Origin of the sequence: Bradyrhizobium sp. SMVTL-02, assembly GCF_051853005.1 — a bacterium.
GTDB lineage: Bacteria > Pseudomonadota > Alphaproteobacteria > Rhizobiales > Xanthobacteraceae > Bradyrhizobium.
The window spans coordinates 694,965-708,846 of the sequence record NZ_CP182469.1; the positions used below are offsets into that span (position 1 = coordinate 694,965).

General features: G+C 58.8%; 12 protein-coding genes and 2 pseudogenes. 5 read left to right on the forward strand and 9 right to left on the reverse strand.

Annotated features, from left to right (window positions below; translation table 11 throughout):
• The first annotated feature begins 80 nt into the window (after positions 1-80).
• Positions 81-1,307 carry an IS110 family transposase gene (locus ACNJYB_RS03325; protein WP_439372688.1) on the forward strand — a complete coding sequence of 409 codons (1,227 nt, stop codon included), beginning with the start codon at positions 81-83 and terminating at the stop codon, positions 1,305-1,307.
• 97 nt (positions 1,308-1,404) lie between these two features.
• Here the strand turns inward: ACNJYB_RS03325 and ACNJYB_RS03330 are convergent.
• From ACNJYB_RS03330 to ACNJYB_RS03340, 3 genes and pseudogenes are all read right to left on the reverse strand, one after another.
• A pseudogene (locus ACNJYB_RS03330) lies at positions 1,405-2,225 on the reverse strand (helix-turn-helix domain-containing protein); the annotation flags it as partial.
• Between the two features lie 377 nt (positions 2,226-2,602).
• On the reverse strand, positions 2,603-2,905 hold the full coding sequence (locus tag ACNJYB_RS03335; RefSeq protein ID WP_439372689.1) for a hypothetical protein: 303 nt from the start codon (positions 2,903-2,905) through the stop codon (positions 2,603-2,605).
• A 411-nt stretch (positions 2,906-3,316) separates the two neighbouring features.
• Positions 3,317-4,087, reverse strand: a complete 771-nt coding sequence (locus ACNJYB_RS03340; RefSeq protein ID WP_439372690.1) for an outer membrane protein — start codon at positions 4,085-4,087, stop codon at positions 3,317-3,319.
• A gap of 772 nt (positions 4,088-4,859) precedes the next feature.
• On the opposite strand from ACNJYB_RS03340, the gene ACNJYB_RS03345 reads away from it, so the two are divergent.
• Positions 4,860-5,048, forward strand: coding sequence for a hypothetical protein (locus ACNJYB_RS03345; protein ID WP_439372691.1), 189 nt, complete (start codon positions 4,860-4,862; stop codon positions 5,046-5,048).
• A gap of 38 nt (positions 5,049-5,086) precedes the next feature.
• Here the strand turns inward: ACNJYB_RS03345 and ACNJYB_RS03350 are convergent, their stop codons facing one another.
• Both ACNJYB_RS03350 and ACNJYB_RS03355 read right to left on the reverse strand, forming a co-directional pair.
• Complete coding sequence (locus tag ACNJYB_RS03350) at positions 5,087-7,207, reverse strand: ATP-binding protein (protein WP_439372692.1); 2,121 nt, start codon at positions 7,205-7,207, stop codon at positions 5,087-5,089.
• Entirely contained in the window at positions 7,197-7,640 is a 444-nt protein-coding gene (locus ACNJYB_RS03355) for a hypothetical protein (protein WP_439372693.1), read from the reverse strand. The genes ACNJYB_RS03350 and ACNJYB_RS03355 overlap by 11 nt, the downstream gene beginning before the upstream one ends.
• Positions 7,641-8,609: 969 nt before the next feature.
• Here ACNJYB_RS03355 and ACNJYB_RS03360 point away from each other — a divergent pair.
• Both ACNJYB_RS03360 and ACNJYB_RS03365 read left to right on the forward strand, forming a co-directional pair.
• On the forward strand, positions 8,610-9,452 hold the full coding sequence (locus ACNJYB_RS03360; RefSeq protein WP_439372694.1) for a DUF6731 family protein: 843 nt from the start codon (positions 8,610-8,612) through the stop codon (positions 9,450-9,452).
• A complete protein-coding gene (locus tag ACNJYB_RS03365; RefSeq protein WP_439372695.1) occupies positions 9,439-9,933 on the forward strand; it encodes a hypothetical protein in 495 nt (164 codons plus the stop codon). Before ACNJYB_RS03360 ends, ACNJYB_RS03365 begins: the two co-directional genes overlap by 14 nt.
• Before the next feature lie 206 nt (positions 9,934-10,139).
• Here ACNJYB_RS03365 and ACNJYB_RS03370 read toward each other — a convergent pair whose 3' ends face one another.
• Positions 10,140-10,982 (reverse strand): tyrosine-type recombinase/integrase, encoded by an 843-nt coding sequence (locus ACNJYB_RS03370; protein WP_439375788.1) that lies wholly within the window; start codon positions 10,980-10,982, stop codon positions 10,140-10,142.
• A 108-nt stretch (positions 10,983-11,090) separates the two neighbouring features.
• Positions 11,091-11,270: pseudogene (locus ACNJYB_RS03375) on the reverse strand (tyrosine-type recombinase/integrase); the annotation flags it as partial.
• Between the two features lie 305 nt (positions 11,271-11,575).
• Between ACNJYB_RS03375 and ACNJYB_RS03380 the strand changes: the two are divergent.
• On the forward strand, positions 11,576-12,715 hold the full coding sequence (locus ACNJYB_RS03380; RefSeq protein WP_439375789.1) for an amidohydrolase/deacetylase family metallohydrolase: 1,140 nt from the start codon (positions 11,576-11,578) through the stop codon (positions 12,713-12,715).
• Positions 12,716-12,823: 108 nt separating this feature from the next.
• Here the strand turns inward: ACNJYB_RS03380 and ACNJYB_RS03385 are convergent, their stop codons facing one another.
• Positions 12,824-13,420, reverse strand: coding sequence for a thioredoxin domain-containing protein (locus ACNJYB_RS03385; protein WP_439372696.1), 597 nt, complete (start codon positions 13,418-13,420; stop codon positions 12,824-12,826).
• Positions 13,413-13,874, reverse strand: a complete 462-nt coding sequence (locus ACNJYB_RS03390; protein WP_439372697.1) for a DsrE family protein — start codon at positions 13,872-13,874, stop codon at positions 13,413-13,415. Before ACNJYB_RS03390 ends, ACNJYB_RS03385 begins: the two co-directional genes overlap by 8 nt.
• Positions 13,875-13,882 lie beyond the last annotated feature (8 nt).

Here is a 13,882-nt window from a genome sequence, read left to right on the forward strand (position 1 = left end):
CCGGATGCGCCGCGAGCGCGGATCAGTAGATGTCGTGTTGCCCGCCAGCTCCCGTTTCGTCAGACCGGAAAGGAGCAGACATGCGCATTATCGGACTTGATATCCACCGCGCCTTTGCGGAAGCGGTGGCTTGGGAGGATGGCAAACTCAGACGTCTCGGCCGCGTGGACATGCGACGTGCGCTGTTGACCGCGTTCGCCAAACGGCTTTCGAAGGACGATGTCGTCGTCGTCGAGGCGACCGGAAATGCCGCAGCAGTCGCGGCGGTCATCGGGCCACAGGTGAAGAAGGTGGTGATCGCAAACCCAATGCAAGTGCGTATCATCGCGCATGCGAAGATCAAGACCGACACGATCGACGCCGGCGTTCTTGCCCAACTTTACGCCAGCGGGTTTCTACCGGAAGTCTGGGTTCCGGACGAACCGACACAGGCGCTGCGCCGGCAGGTGACACGCCGCAACCAGATCGTGCGACAGCGGTCGAGACTGAAGAACATCATCCAGTCGATCCTGCACGCGCATCTGATTCCGTCTTGCCCACATGCCGACCTGTGCGGCGGCAAGGGCCGTGCATGGCTTGCCGAGCAGATCGTGCCAGAGGACGAACGGCTCGCCATCGAACGACATCTGCGCGAGTTCGATCGGCTTGGCGAAGATCTCACCGTGATCGAGCGTGACCTCGCCGGTTCGGCACTCGCGGACGACGGCGCCAAGCGGCTGATGACGATCCCAGGTGTCGACATGATCGTCGCGCTTGCGCTGATGGCGGCAATCGGCGACGTGGCCCGTTTCAGCGATCCGCAGAAACTTGTCAGCTACCTCGGCCTGAACCCGAGCGTCCGGCAATCCGGGCCAGGTCCGGCCTACCATGGACGGATCACCAAGCAGGGCCGCGGCCATGCCCGTGGCATGCTGGTCGAGGCGGCTTGGGTCGCAGCACGGGCACCGGGTCCGCTGCGGGCTTTCTTTCTCCGGGTCAGGGCCCGTCGCGGTCAGCATGTCGCAGCCGTCGCGACGGCCCGCAAACTTGCTGTCGTGATCTGGCACCTGCTGGCCAAGGGCGAGAGCTATGCGTGGGCGCGTCCCTTGCTCCACGCAAAAAAGCTTCGCGATCTCGAACTCAAGGCCGGCCACAAGGCCACACGCGGCCAGAAGGGGCCGGCGCATGCTTACAACATCAAGAGTTTGCGTGAGGAGGAGCGCCGCTGGGTCGAGCAGGCCGAAACCGCTTATGCGCGCTTCGTGACAGGCTGGAACCCGCGCGGACCGAAGAGAGCACGTGCGGGCGCCGCAACTGAGGAACGATGATGATGGCTGTGCGGCAAGGCTCTCACCTCTCGCCCTGCTCTTCGCCACGCGGTCGCCGCACGCCGGGAGAGAATAACCCAAATCCACGAAGAAAGGGCTTGTCGATCACATCAGTGGTCTGCGGGCTCTTGGTCTTGGTGCGGGTGTGATCGATGTCCTCGACGGCGAGATACAGTTCGTACTCGTGATGCTCCGGATTGCCGCAATACTCTGTGCCGCGGTCGGTCAGGATCCGGCTGAGCGGGATATCCTGCGCATCGAAGAACGGCACCACGCGGTCATTGAGCAGCTCTGCCGCCGTGATCGGCGTCTTGCGGTCATACAGCTTGGCGAACGCCACTTTGCTGTAGGTGTCGATGAAGGTCTGCTGATAGATCCGACCCACGCCCTTCATGTTGCCAACATAGAAGGTGTCTGCGCACCGCAATAGCCGGGGCACTCGCTCTCGAACTCGCCATGCGCCTCTTTTTCGGACTTGGCCTTCTCCAGCGCGACGAGTTGGGCCTCGGTCAACACCAGGCCGTCCTGGGCCATCTTGGCCTCCAGCGCCGTCAGCCGTTTCTTGACGTTGGCAAGGTCATGACGCAGCCACACCGCGCGTACGCCAAATGGCGAGATCGACAGACCTTGGCGTCTCAGTTCGTTGCTCACCCGCACCTGGCCCCATGCCGGTTGCTCGATCGCCAGCTCCACCACCTCGGCCTCGATCTCAGGCGCTACACGGTTCTTCGGAATCGGTTTCTTGCGGCTGATCTCGGCCAGCGCCAGCTCACCGCCTTTGTCGTACAGTTCCTTGAACCGATAGAAGCTATCGCGGCTATAGCCCATCATCCGACAGGCTTGGCTGACATTGCCAAGCTGCTTCGCCAGTTCCAGCATGCCCACCTTCGCGCGAATGACCTTCTGCTCTTGTGTCATGGGACGTCTCCTGTGAGACGCTGCGGGCTGCGCGGGAGCGCCCGTTTGGGTGAGCGCTCCCGCTCGCCCGCAGCTCCGTTCCCTGCCAGTTTCGAACCATGCTGTAAGATTAAGTCGAAACTTCTACAAATTAGACAGCAAGATCGCGCGAGTGAAGGAGCTCATCGCCAAGCGCGAGGAATTGGATGTAGAACTTCAGGAGTTATTCGCTGGCTCTCTGAAGGAACGACGAGCGCCGAAATGCTCGAATTGCGGCGATGCCCGGCACCGAGCCAACGCGTGCCCATCAAAACAAGGCGAAGCCGTTCAATAAGCTTCAAAGCCCGCTTCGGCGGGCTTTCTCCTGGCGCTTCTCGAAAGAATGACAGCAACCGCCTTCATTTCTCTGCGACAATTGCCCAAATCGTGAAAGTTACAGCAAAAATTGCAACCCATGCGGTTATGGTGGGCTGGCCTACTTTTGGCTTCCAGCCGAGATATCGACCAAGACCCCAGACGGCCATGATGCTCCCTGACGTTACCGTCCACACCGCAAGCACCACTTCTGGCTTGATCTTTCGGACATTCACTCCATAGAACCAGCATGTCAGCACCACAAGCATCGAACCGATACCCAACACCAGGGAAAACAAACCTGACAAGGCTGGCCTGCCGGGTTTTGCTTCGCATGCGGTAGGCATAACAACTTCCTTCGGAGTTACGTTTCCTAAATCTTTGTCCCGATCGGCTCTTTACCTCAAGTAGGCTGAGCTTCAGGAGCCACAATCGTTAGTCTCCGGGTCTTCGCGCTGAAGCGCGGCCCGCCTCGCGCGGCTTCTCCAATGCCGGGCCTGGGCGCGCTGAAGCCAGCCACGGCTGAGACCCTCCCCCCGGCCCTCCACTAGCAAATCTCGGATCGGTCTTCAGATTCTCGCATTTTGGCCCTCCACGAAGATGCTGTCGCCGCGTGCACGACTCAGGAACAAGCCCTCTTCAAGCAGGACTGCACAATTGTGGGACCCCAACTGCTGCGCGCAAGAGAGCAAAAACATGCGCTTCGCTCCGCACCGGCAGAATAGTTGCACCTCAATGTTGGACATGATTGGCGAGGATCAATATCTCGCGACCGCGTCACCCCAACGGTAGTTCACACGAACCAAACCGATGTCGACGTCCTGACCAATCCGGGCGGTGCCGGCACGAGCGCCCGCCGGAACACCCACGACTGCAGGTGAAAAAAAGAAGTCCACATTCCGATGGCCCATGAACAAGTGGTCGTACTCAATGCCGACGGACCAGTTCGGAGCGAAGCCAAATTCAAGGCCCGCTCCCACCGTGCCGCCCCAACGAGTTTCGCTGCCGTTGTCGATGGTCAGCCCGCTCGCAAAATCGAAAACCCGGTATTTGTCGCGGGCGACCGCAGCGCCGCCTTTCACGTAAAGCAGCACGTTATTCCAGGCATAGCCGACCTGGCCCGTGAAAAGGCCGAATGCATCAATCTTGGATTCATCCTTGACGCCTGCAAAAGCGAGGTTGGCGTTGGAGCCCTTGAAGTCGGCCCAGTTGCCCTGCGCCTCAAGGCCAAACACCGAGTTCGCTATCTGCCAGCGGTAGCCGATTTGACCACCGGCAGTACCTCCAGTCGCATTGTTGCACCCCATGGCAAGGGGCGGAGCGAAGACCAAGCCACCGGCGTTGACGACGTCCCAGCACTGATGCGCGGAGCCCCCGCCCCCGTCAATACCGATGTAGAAGCCGCTCCAGTCGTAGATCCGAGTGACCATCGGTGGTTCTTTTATGTACGGACGCGCCGCCAGATCAGCGGCGGAGGCGGAGGCGGTCAGCGCGACAAGGGCTACCGTGCCCAGCAGGACTTCTTTCATTCTTTTGGCTCAGTTCTGAATCGATTTCCTTGATGGTCTATTGCCCACGATTGCCGTACGTGCGCCAACTGCGAAGGTTGGTAGTTGACTGGGTCGCAAGCGTTGCTTGAGCGTTTCGTTCGATGAATAGAAGTGCATTTCGGGCCGGTTACGGATGCTGCGTGCCGACCGATGACTTGGCACCAGCAATCGCGACTTGTCGTTCTAATATTCGCAAACGGCACGGACGATGCGGCGGGTGACGAAGAGTCTTCCGAACGATGTTCTTCCAACACCGGAGCGACTCACGTGTCCGTCCTGACCAGCATTGACGCTCGCGGCGCCGACGAAGCGGGACTTGCGCGAGGTCAGGTGCAGATTGCGCACGCGAAAGTGAATTAACTGACTGCACCTACGAGCCATTCAACCGGCACTATCTGCATCGGCGCGATTTCCCCAACTGAGCGGTACTACCTATGGTGGGTGCTCGACCACACAACATCCGCGCCAACAGCCATCTCAAGGTCAAGCGAAATGGTCCAACGCCGGGCGGAATCGCGGCCGGTGCATGCGCTTCGTATGCGTAACATCGCGCCTGTCGAGGAGCGCACCCGAGCCGGGTTCGCGTTCGAACACGAATCATCGACGACGCACCAAAATGTGAAACATGACCATACTGTCTCACGGAAGCACATAGTCGCACATAGCGAACGACCAGAGAAGCGCGCCCCGCCGAATTCAACTGACCCAGACGATAGGGATCTGTACTCTCTTTCCAGGAGGAGGTGATACCATGGACATAGATACCAAGATCGCACGCGTTAAAGAGCTGATCGCGAAGCGCGAGGAATTGGATGCAGAACTTCAGGAGTTGTTCGCTGGCTCTCTGAAGGAACGACGCGCGCCGAAATGCTCGAATTGCGGCGATGCTGGGCACCGAGCCAGCGCGTGCCCATCAAAACAGGCCGTAGCCGTTCAATGAACATCAAAGCCCGCTTCGGCGGGCTTTCTTCTATCCCGCTATGAGCGCCAATCGTCGCCGCCAAGGTCTGACGCTGTCGCCGGTCCGGCATTAGGCGGCTCTACTAAGGTCGCACCGCTTGCCCCCGCATCCGTCTGAGCAGCTGTCGGCGCCTCTGGCCTGACCGAATAGCGCTCTCGGATTTTCTTGCGAACGGTAGCGCGTTCAGCCGGCGTCATGCGCGGCATCGCATTCATGTCGATCCCCGGCACGCCGACCGACACCGCAGCACTTGTCATGCCGCGGATGTATGCTGCAAAATGATACGGCGGCTGATTGAGAATGAACTCTGGGGTCGTTCGCATGTCGCGCGCGAGCGCATGAGCAGCCGCGTCGCTGATTTTGGAAGCGACTTTTATTGCGGTCGCACCATACAGAGCATCAAGTACATGCGGCTGCATTTGCTGCAATCGTTGATGCGCGAGGACTAAGCCCACGTTGAGCTTGCGTGCCTGGTCCAGGATGACGGGTATTTTGGGATCGCGCTTGATGAAATCCTGGCACTCGTCGATGTAGACGAAACAGGGGAGGCGCCTCTCCTTTGGAAGAAGCTGACGCTTGTGCGCGGCCAGCAAGATCATTGAAATGAAGAAGCGGCCCACGATCTCCACGCCTTCCTCTTGAAGGAGGCTTTGCGGTACGTTGATGAGAATAACCTTCCCAGCGTCCATTTCCGTGAAAAAGTCGAACTTGGATCTTGGCGCTGCAAACATTCGAGACAAAGTACGGATGCGTTTGACGGCAAACAGGCGATCAACGACCTGCTCCTTCGTGCGGTCAAACTCCTTGCTGTTGAACTTCAGCTCAAAGAAACGCCGAGCATCCGGATCGAGCTTGGACAAGTGCTGCTCGAATTGGGTGAGGCCGCGAGGCTGCATCAGGTCGATGAGGGTATCGATCGTGGCTGACGGAATGGTAAGCAGCAGCTCGATCGTGAAATGGAACAATGTGTTCTGACGGCTGGTCATTTCCGCCGACAGCAACGAGCTGAAGATGTAGTCGTACAGCGCGAGCACGGCGTTGCGGAAGCCTTCATGCTCGGCGGAGGAGTAGGACTGCGTCTCCTCGATTCCTACGTCGAAAAGATTGAGCGCGACCGGCCATTCTATGTCTTCGGCGTCAATGACGACGAGCTTGCCGTCGAGGCGTTCTCCGGGCGCGAACACCTTTAGCCCTTCGATCGCTTTGATGAGGTCGCGGTTGCTCTCCATTACAACGATTGACGCCTTGTTGTTCGCTACGAGCTCCAGATCGCGCATGATGAGGTACTGGAGGAGCGTGGACTTCCCAGCCCCGGGCGGGGCCACGATCCACTGATGCTCGAAGCGGGACTTTTGGGGGAGTGCGAAGGGAATGGGAAAGAGAAAGAGGTCAACGAAGGGGGTGCCCTTCAGATACGTCTCAACCAACTCGATGGGCGGAAGCTCGGAGTCCGACGCGTAGATCATCGGCCTTCGAGGCTTCTCATCTTCGGGAGCGACCCCAGAGGCCTCGCACAAATTGGCGTACAGCCGTTCATACAGCGTCGTAAAGAGACCTGCCTCAACGTTTTCCTTTCTGCAGATGGTGCCGATCATTCGACCCACAACGTCTCGAGGGGCGTGCAATAGACAGACGAGCGGAACCGTGAGCGGCGCGGCATCTGCGTTCTCGGATAAGGCAGGCAGGTTGGAAATAAAGCCCCAACATGCATCGCGCAGGGCCGTAATGAGCAGATCGCTTACGCGATCGTCATTGGCGAGAAAGTGCTGCTTGGCGCGCAGGATGCGGCGCAGGTCTACGTGTTCCTTGATCGAGAGCGTCGCGCTGTTCAGGTCGATTTCCGGGAAGGAGAAGACGGTCGTTTCGAGGGCGAGGACCGCCTCTTGGCAGCGATCCAGCGCCTTCACAAGCGTGATTGACGTCGGCAGTTCAATGACCGCCCCAACCTGCTCTGCAATGTATGTATTGACGCGAGCAATCGAATCCTCACGTGCCCACATTGACCCGAAATGAGCCGCGCGTGCTTCATCATACAGGGCGATGGTCTCCGACAGCTCACGTGCCCGCTCATCCGTGAAGCGCCTCAGAAACGGAGTGAAAGGTGACGGAGGTATGTACTTTGGAAGCTTAGAACTCAAGGACCTCCTCCCGTCCGTCAAAGGTCTGCGCCGTTTCAAGGTACGCCTTGAGGTTCTTGCATGCATTGAGAATGGCCGCTTCGGCGCCAAGCAGTTCGTCGAGATCCTTGCATTCGATGTGCTGACCGCTCATCAGGCTTTCGACGGTGATTCGAAGCGAGAGCGCCATCATGGCGGCGCTTGCAATTCCGCGGGCATTTTTCCAAATCGAACGCCCAACGGTGCTATTTGCGCCCTCATCGAAATGACCGTAGGCGGCCTCACCATGTTTCTTACGCGCCTCGCTATCGTACACGACGAGCTTTCCAAGACCGTACTTTCCCACCAATCCCTTTTCATCGGGCGTGAGGTCGGTGCGTGCATCGAGAGCAAAGATGATCTTCCCCCCAAGCATTCCACCCGTGCGCTGGGAGCGTTTGAGCTTTAAATGCATGGAGTAATCCTTCCCTGCAAAATGGAAACGGAGCATACACGCTTGAGGAGTAAAATGCCAGGTGTACCCGTTACAGGATTCCGGACTCTCGCACGTTCGCTACTAAAGGCCGATGAAGCTAGCGGCGCTCCTCAAATGAAGCTTGTCCGCCTCATGAAGCGATTGATGAGGCTCGGACGAGTCTGAGATGGCATCAATCGCGAATAGGAGGAGGAACACATGAACCGCGCTGGCGCGCGTTGTGCGTTAGCACAACGGAAGTCGCGCGGAGAGCCCCACCTTACTGCTTAAACATGGAGACGCACTGGTGGGCATTGCCTACCGTTCACCCCGCCTTACCCTAAAGGCGGGGCGTAGGGAGCGGCGTAAGGGGGCTAGTCACTGACCCTGCGGCCGTAATCGCCCAACAAGAAGGAAGGGCTGGCTTTGGAGGGCCAGCCCCGCTCCTACTTTGTTGGAGCGTCGGCAGGCTTGGCGTTTGCGTGAGCCTCAAGCCACTCGATGATCTCATGCAGCCACCAGACCGGCGGGCTGTTTCTGTGTCGGCCGAGTTTGAAAAACTGCGGAGCCTCTCCACTCGAACACAGCCTGAACCAGTGCGTGCGGCTGTAGGGAATTCCAAGTGCCTTAAGTCCACGCCAGTTGACCACTTCCTTACCAGTCATCGCTGAGCTCCATTGGGTTGGAGCCGTCGCGACGGCTGTTAAAGCGTCAGCCGACGAGGCGATGCTATCTGAAGTAGCGGATTAGGTGGTCAACTTTTTCAGGCGCGCTTCAAACATTTCAGCGCGCCGTGCTTCTCAGGTGGGTAACTGTACCTGTCCTATGTCGACCAAAATCGGTTTGGGAACGGAATTTGCCGGGGAACCCCCCGGCGTCGCCAATTCGCTGTTCGTTTCCACCGGGCTAGGCGAATTACTTATTTGTTGCGCGCGTTGATTGTGGTTCTCTCCCAAAAGGGGGGAACGAATGGATAAAGGAATTTCAATAAGATACTATCGGGTTGAGCGTGCAGAGCAACATCACCTGACCTTCGCAGGAACATTGCAAGCCATCGCGGCTCTCGGAGCGCCGGGCAAGCGCATGAGAGAGCACAATGGGATGAAGATACGATTGGAGCGCTTCGCCACGCCAGCCGCAAAAATCTTCGAAGGGGAGTTCGTTCGACTTCAGGAAACTGACTATCCTTCGGAAGTGCACGAAAACAGCGTCGCGGCTCTCCAAACGGCGCTGCCTCTCGGCCATCATGTCGCGTTTGTTTATGATGAGAGTCGACACGTGCTCGCAGCTCAGTATGATCCGCGCACCCTGTCACTATCGAGAGTGAATGGCTATATAAGCTGCTTCCCGCCTCACACTTGGTACCTATTTACACCATTGGTACGGAAGGACACGTGGAACCAATTCATCTCGACTCCGCCGAAAAAGCTTCGTTTTGCGATTGCAAATCCGGAGGACCTTGACCACCTCACGGGAGCGAACAAAGCCGTTTATGAGAACATCTCTCAGATGGCTAAGAATTACAGTCCGCATCTAATTGAGATTTCCATGTCGATGGGGCAGTCGAAAGGTGCCCTTCAAAAGGCACATGAGATCGCGAAAGACCTTCTCCGTCGGGGCGATAACGGCGATATCGACCTCCGAAAGCTGAAGGGAAAGGGAGCAGAGCAGCAGGAAGAGTTGGATTTGTTAGAAGAGGTGCTGACGGAACGGATTTCGCTCGATCTCCCTCGCAATGATCCGAACCAAAGTTATCAGCTTAGGCTTGCGGCACTACACGCCGGCATGAAGCGCAACAATGCCAAATTCTAGATTTCCCACCGTTGGATATGTGGTCGAGCGCTTTGGGCCGCTCGGCTGCGTATTAGCTTGGCTGATCGCAGCTTACTTTCTACGCCGCTGGCTCGTCACGAATATCAATTCGGGTGAGATATCACTATCCGGACTGTTTTCGGCGGTGTTCGGCTGGGCCGCAATACAAACGGGCTTCATTTTTAGTGTCTTCGGCTTCGTCACGACGAAGACCGGCGGGTTTATCGAGAAATTCCGAGGCACCAATGTGATGGCTCAGTTCCAGCTTTACACTGAGCGAGCCATGTACATGGGCTTCGTTTTGACAGTCTACTGCATCCCACTCATGGTCTTGAAAATCGATGTATCCAACAATTGGGTTTACTGGGTCGTCGTTGCTTGGTTCGCTGCATTCATCTGGGCCTTCACGTCCTTCCTTCGAGTCGCATTGAACTTTGGCCGCTTGGCGATGATTCCCGATGCAGATTATATTCCCGGCTGATCTCGCCGCCCTAGCGCAGGCGCCATCGGCAGTGCTTAACTCCGTGTCGACGGGCTTTAAGCTCGCGAGTATGGTTCCGCCTAGAGTGATCCATACAGAACAACAAAACCCGCCCCGGTGGGCGGCGAGTGCGTGCCCACATCGCCGGCTGTTTAGCGTCGCTCGAGGGCATGCTGGTGAGGGGGGGCGATGACGGCCGGTAAGTATCAGCCGACGAGTTGCGGTATCACGTGCTGCAGAATGTAGCGTTCGAAATTTTCCATCGCGAGGGCCATTTCGGGTAAGTAGGTGTGCCTGTCATATATGACTTCAACGTCGGAGCGAGACGAGATATGGTTGACTAGGCGCTCTGCGATGTGAGGTGGGGTGCCGATGCGGGCGTGAATGGTGCGAAAGGTGCGGCGCAGGTCGTGAAGCGTCCATTTCCCCACGCCGCTAACCTTATCGAGCGCCTTCTTGCTTTTGGACCAGCCGTTAAACGGCGTAGCTCTTCCGCGAGCGGGAAATAGCAAGGCGTCGCATGTGAGCAGGGGCGCCAGGATGGACAGAGCGATATTGCCCAGCGGTAGCTCATGCTGTCGTTTGTTCTTGGTGAGCGTATCAGGAAGGCAGATCGATTTTTGATTATGCGAGACGTAGATCTTTTCCACGCCTGCGATCTCATTTTTTCTTTGGCCGGTGAGCATCAAGAGTTTCACTATCGTGCGATAGCTTTCCGGCATGTCATGATGAGGCTCGGAGCAGGCAATCCAAATTCTCTTCAGTTCTTCGTCGGAGAGAACGCGCGTACGAGACGGGACCGAGCGCCGTTCAATGCCAGTCGTCGGGTTTTCGGTGATGTAGCGTCGGTTGGTGCACCAGGTGAAGAAGGTGCGCCCCACGCGGAGAGCCGCGTTGAACTCCTGGGATGTCTTGATCCCTTCAAGCCGTCGAACGATCTGGTTGTGAGTTACCTTCCCAAGCTTTCCTAGAATATCGAAGTGACGTTCGAGGCGATCCTTAAGGTCCTGAACGGTGCGTGCACGTCGCGCCTTCTCTTTCTCTTTCAAGAAGAGCTCACGCGCCTTCTCGACGGTTATGGACTGGGGTTGAATTCTGCCAAGCGTCTTCTCGGCGAGTAGCCGTTTTGCCTCGCGGCGAGCCTCCGCAAGACTAATGAGAGGCCATCTGCCGATTGCCCTGCGGGAGTTATGGGTTTTGAGGATGAAGGTCTTCGCGCCTCCTCGAGACACACGGCAGGCGAATGAGGGAAGTGTCAGATCCCAATAGTCGACCGTGCCTTGCGCAGGGGCTGGCAAAGACCGTAGGCCGACATCAGAGAGCTTAATCCGTGGCACTTGCTTGGCACCTTGAACAGGTGGATTGGAGCGATCATCAGTGTTGTACCTAGGAGGAGAAAATGCAAGAAGAACGAATAGCTTACGGTGGCTATGACGAGTGGCGGTGAACCTAGGAAAAGAGCTGTTTTCGTTTTCCTAAACCGTAGGTCGGAAGTTCGAGTCTTCCCGGGATCGCCATTTCGGTATGGGCCGTCGGCCCTGCTCGACAAGCTCTTCGGCGCAAAAATTGCTAGAAGCAGCGGGCTTCCTTCCTTTCGGCTGACTGATGGTCAGCCGCCTCACAGCGATATCCGGAGACCATGATGCCTTTCGACTTGATCCTGCGCGGTGGGCGGGTAATCGACCCGTCCCAGAAGCTCGATGCCGTGACCGACGTCGCCTTTGCCGGCGGCAAGGTCGCCGCGATCGGCGCGGGGCTCAAGGCGGATCCAGGCACCGCTGTGCGCGACGTTTCGAAATACATCGTCACGCCGGGGCTGATCGATCTTCACACCCATGTCTATTGGGGCGGCACCTCGCTCGGTATCGATGCCGAGGAATTCTGCCGCCTCTCCGGTGTCACCACGGCGGTGGACACCGGCAGTGCCGGTCCCGGCAATTTCGCCGGCTTCCGCAAGCATGTGATCGAGCCGAGCCAGGTCCGCATCCTCGCTTATTTGCACGTTTCGCATGCCGGCATCTTCGGCTTCTCGCACCGGATCATGGTCGGCGAGAGCGAGGAACTGCGGCTGATGAATCCGGTCGAAGCGGCCGAGGTGGCCGATGCCAATCGCGATCTCATCGTCGGCATCAAGGTGCGCGTGGGCTTGCATTCGTCGGGGTCCTCCGGGCTGGTGCCGCTCGAGATCGCGCTCGAGGTCGCCAACGAGGTCGGCATGCCCCTGATGGCGCATATCGACCATCCGCCGCCGAGCTATGAGGAGGTGCTGGCGCGCCTGCGTCCCGGCGACGTTCTCACCCATGCGTTCCGTCCCTTCCCCAACACGCCGGCGACCGCGCAGGGCACGGTGAAGAAGGTGGTGCTGGAGGCGCGCGAGCGCGGCGTGCTGTTCGACATCGGTCACGGCAAGGGCTCCTTCGCGTTCAAGACCGCGCGCGCGATGCTCGCGAACGGCTTCTATCCGGATACCATCTCCTCCGACATCCATCAGCTCTGCATCGATGGCCCGGCCTTCGACCAGGTCACGACCATGTCGAAGTTTTTGTGCATGGGCATGGAGCTGTCCGACGTTGTCGCGGCCTCGACGGTGAACGCGGCGATGGCGCTGCGCCGTCCGGAACTCGGCAGCCTCAAGCCCGGCAGCATCGGCGACGCCACGCTTGTTACGGTCAAGCAGGGCCAGTTCGACTATGAGGACGTCGTCGGCGAGCACCTGATCGGCGATCGCAAGATCGTCTCGGAGGGCGTCGTCATCGGCGGCCGCTGGTGGCATCCGAACTGAGACGCCACCAAAGCATGATCCGGAAAGGTGCGCAGCGGTTTTCCGACAAGATCATGCGCAAACAATAAGCTAAAGCGCGATGACGACTGATCCTCATCTCATCGTGCTTTAACCCTGCTCGCGATAGAACTGCAGCAGCCGTGCGCCTGCTGGCGAGAGCCAGTCGGGCGCGCCGGCGATGTAGCCCTCGACACGCCCGCCCGTCCCGACGAGATAGGTGATGGGCATTCCGACGATTGAAAACATCTCGGTGGATGCCTCGGCTGCTGCGCCATAGGTATCGACATAGCAGGCGAGGTTCTGCACGGCGAGACCGCCGAGGAACGTGCGGATCCTGCGCAGGTCTTTGGCGTCCGTGCAGATCGCGATGACATCGAGCCGGTCGGGCCGCGAGGCGGCAAGGCTTGCGAGCATCGGCAGATCGAGCTTGCAGGCGGCGCACCAGGTCGCCCAGAAGTTCACCAATGTGATGCGGCCCGCCTTTGCCGCCACGATCGCATCGCGGCCGTGCAAATCCTGAAGCCTGAGCTGTGGCATGAATGCGCGCGGCCGCACCAGTGTGAACTGGTTGCGGCCCGCTTCGAACGCCGGCGGCCAGCTGTCCTGCGCGCCGCTTGCGCGTGGGACTGCGAGCGAGGCCGCCGCGGCCATCAGGATCGATCGCCGCGTCAGCGCCGTGCCGGCCGCAACGGGCTTCTCACGCATGGATATAGGCAAAACCCTTTAGTTGCAGATCCACGACACGCCCGATCCCGAACGGGACGAGGCTCGCGCCTGGGATCGGCGGGATGGAGATCTGCTCCTTGGCTTCAGCGATCGCCTTGGACGAGGCGCACATGCTGAAGGTGAGGTTGGGCACCGACTGCCGCAGCGTCGCGAGCGGCTCGACCAGCGGGCTCTTGTCAGCGCGGAAGACGTCGATACCCTTGCCATTGGCGACGACCTCGATCAGCAGCCGCGCTCCCCTCTCTGCAAAATGCTTGGAGAGGTTGGCCGAGTAGCTGATCGCATGACCCATGACATAGGGCTCGTTGCTGTCGATCAGGATGACGACGCCCTCAGTGAGACGATCCTCCTTGGCCGCGGCAGCGCCGCCGGCGGTGAGGATTGCGGTGCCTGCGAGCAGGCCCCTGCGGGACCATCCGTTGGCTGAGATCATGGCGACGG

Bases quoted from the DNA above. Each gene is read 5' to 3' on its own strand.
- ACNJYB_RS03325 (WP_439372688.1), top strand. From the start codon at position 81: ATGCGCATTATCGGACTTGATATCCACCGCGCCTTTGCGGAAGCGGTG.
- ACNJYB_RS03335 (WP_439372689.1), bottom strand. From the start codon at position 2,905: ATGCCTACCGCATGCGAAGCAAAACCCGGCAGGCCAGCCTTGTCAGGT.
- ACNJYB_RS03340 (WP_439372690.1), bottom strand. From the start codon at position 4,087: ATGAAAGAAGTCCTGCTGGGCACGGTAGCCCTTGTCGCGCTGACCGCC.
- ACNJYB_RS03345 (WP_439372691.1), top strand. From the start codon at position 4,860: ATGGACATAGATACCAAGATCGCACGCGTTAAAGAGCTGATCGCGAAG.
- ACNJYB_RS03355 (WP_439372693.1), bottom strand. From the start codon at position 7,640: ATGCATTTAAAGCTCAAACGCTCCCAGCGCACGGGTGGAATGCTTGGG.
- ACNJYB_RS03360 (WP_439372694.1), top strand. From the start codon at position 8,610: ATGGATAAAGGAATTTCAATAAGATACTATCGGGTTGAGCGTGCAGAG.
- ACNJYB_RS03365 (WP_439372695.1), top strand. From the start codon at position 9,439: ATGCCAAATTCTAGATTTCCCACCGTTGGATATGTGGTCGAGCGCTTT.
- ACNJYB_RS03380 (WP_439375789.1), top strand. From the start codon at position 11,576: ATGCCTTTCGACTTGATCCTGCGCGGTGGGCGGGTAATCGACCCGTCC.
- ACNJYB_RS03385 (WP_439372696.1), bottom strand. From the start codon at position 13,420: ATGCGTGAGAAGCCCGTTGCGGCCGGCACGGCGCTGACGCGGCGATCG.
- ACNJYB_RS03390 (WP_439372697.1), bottom strand. From the start codon at position 13,874: ATGATCTCAGCCAACGGATGGTCCCGCAGGGGCCTGCTCGCAGGCACC.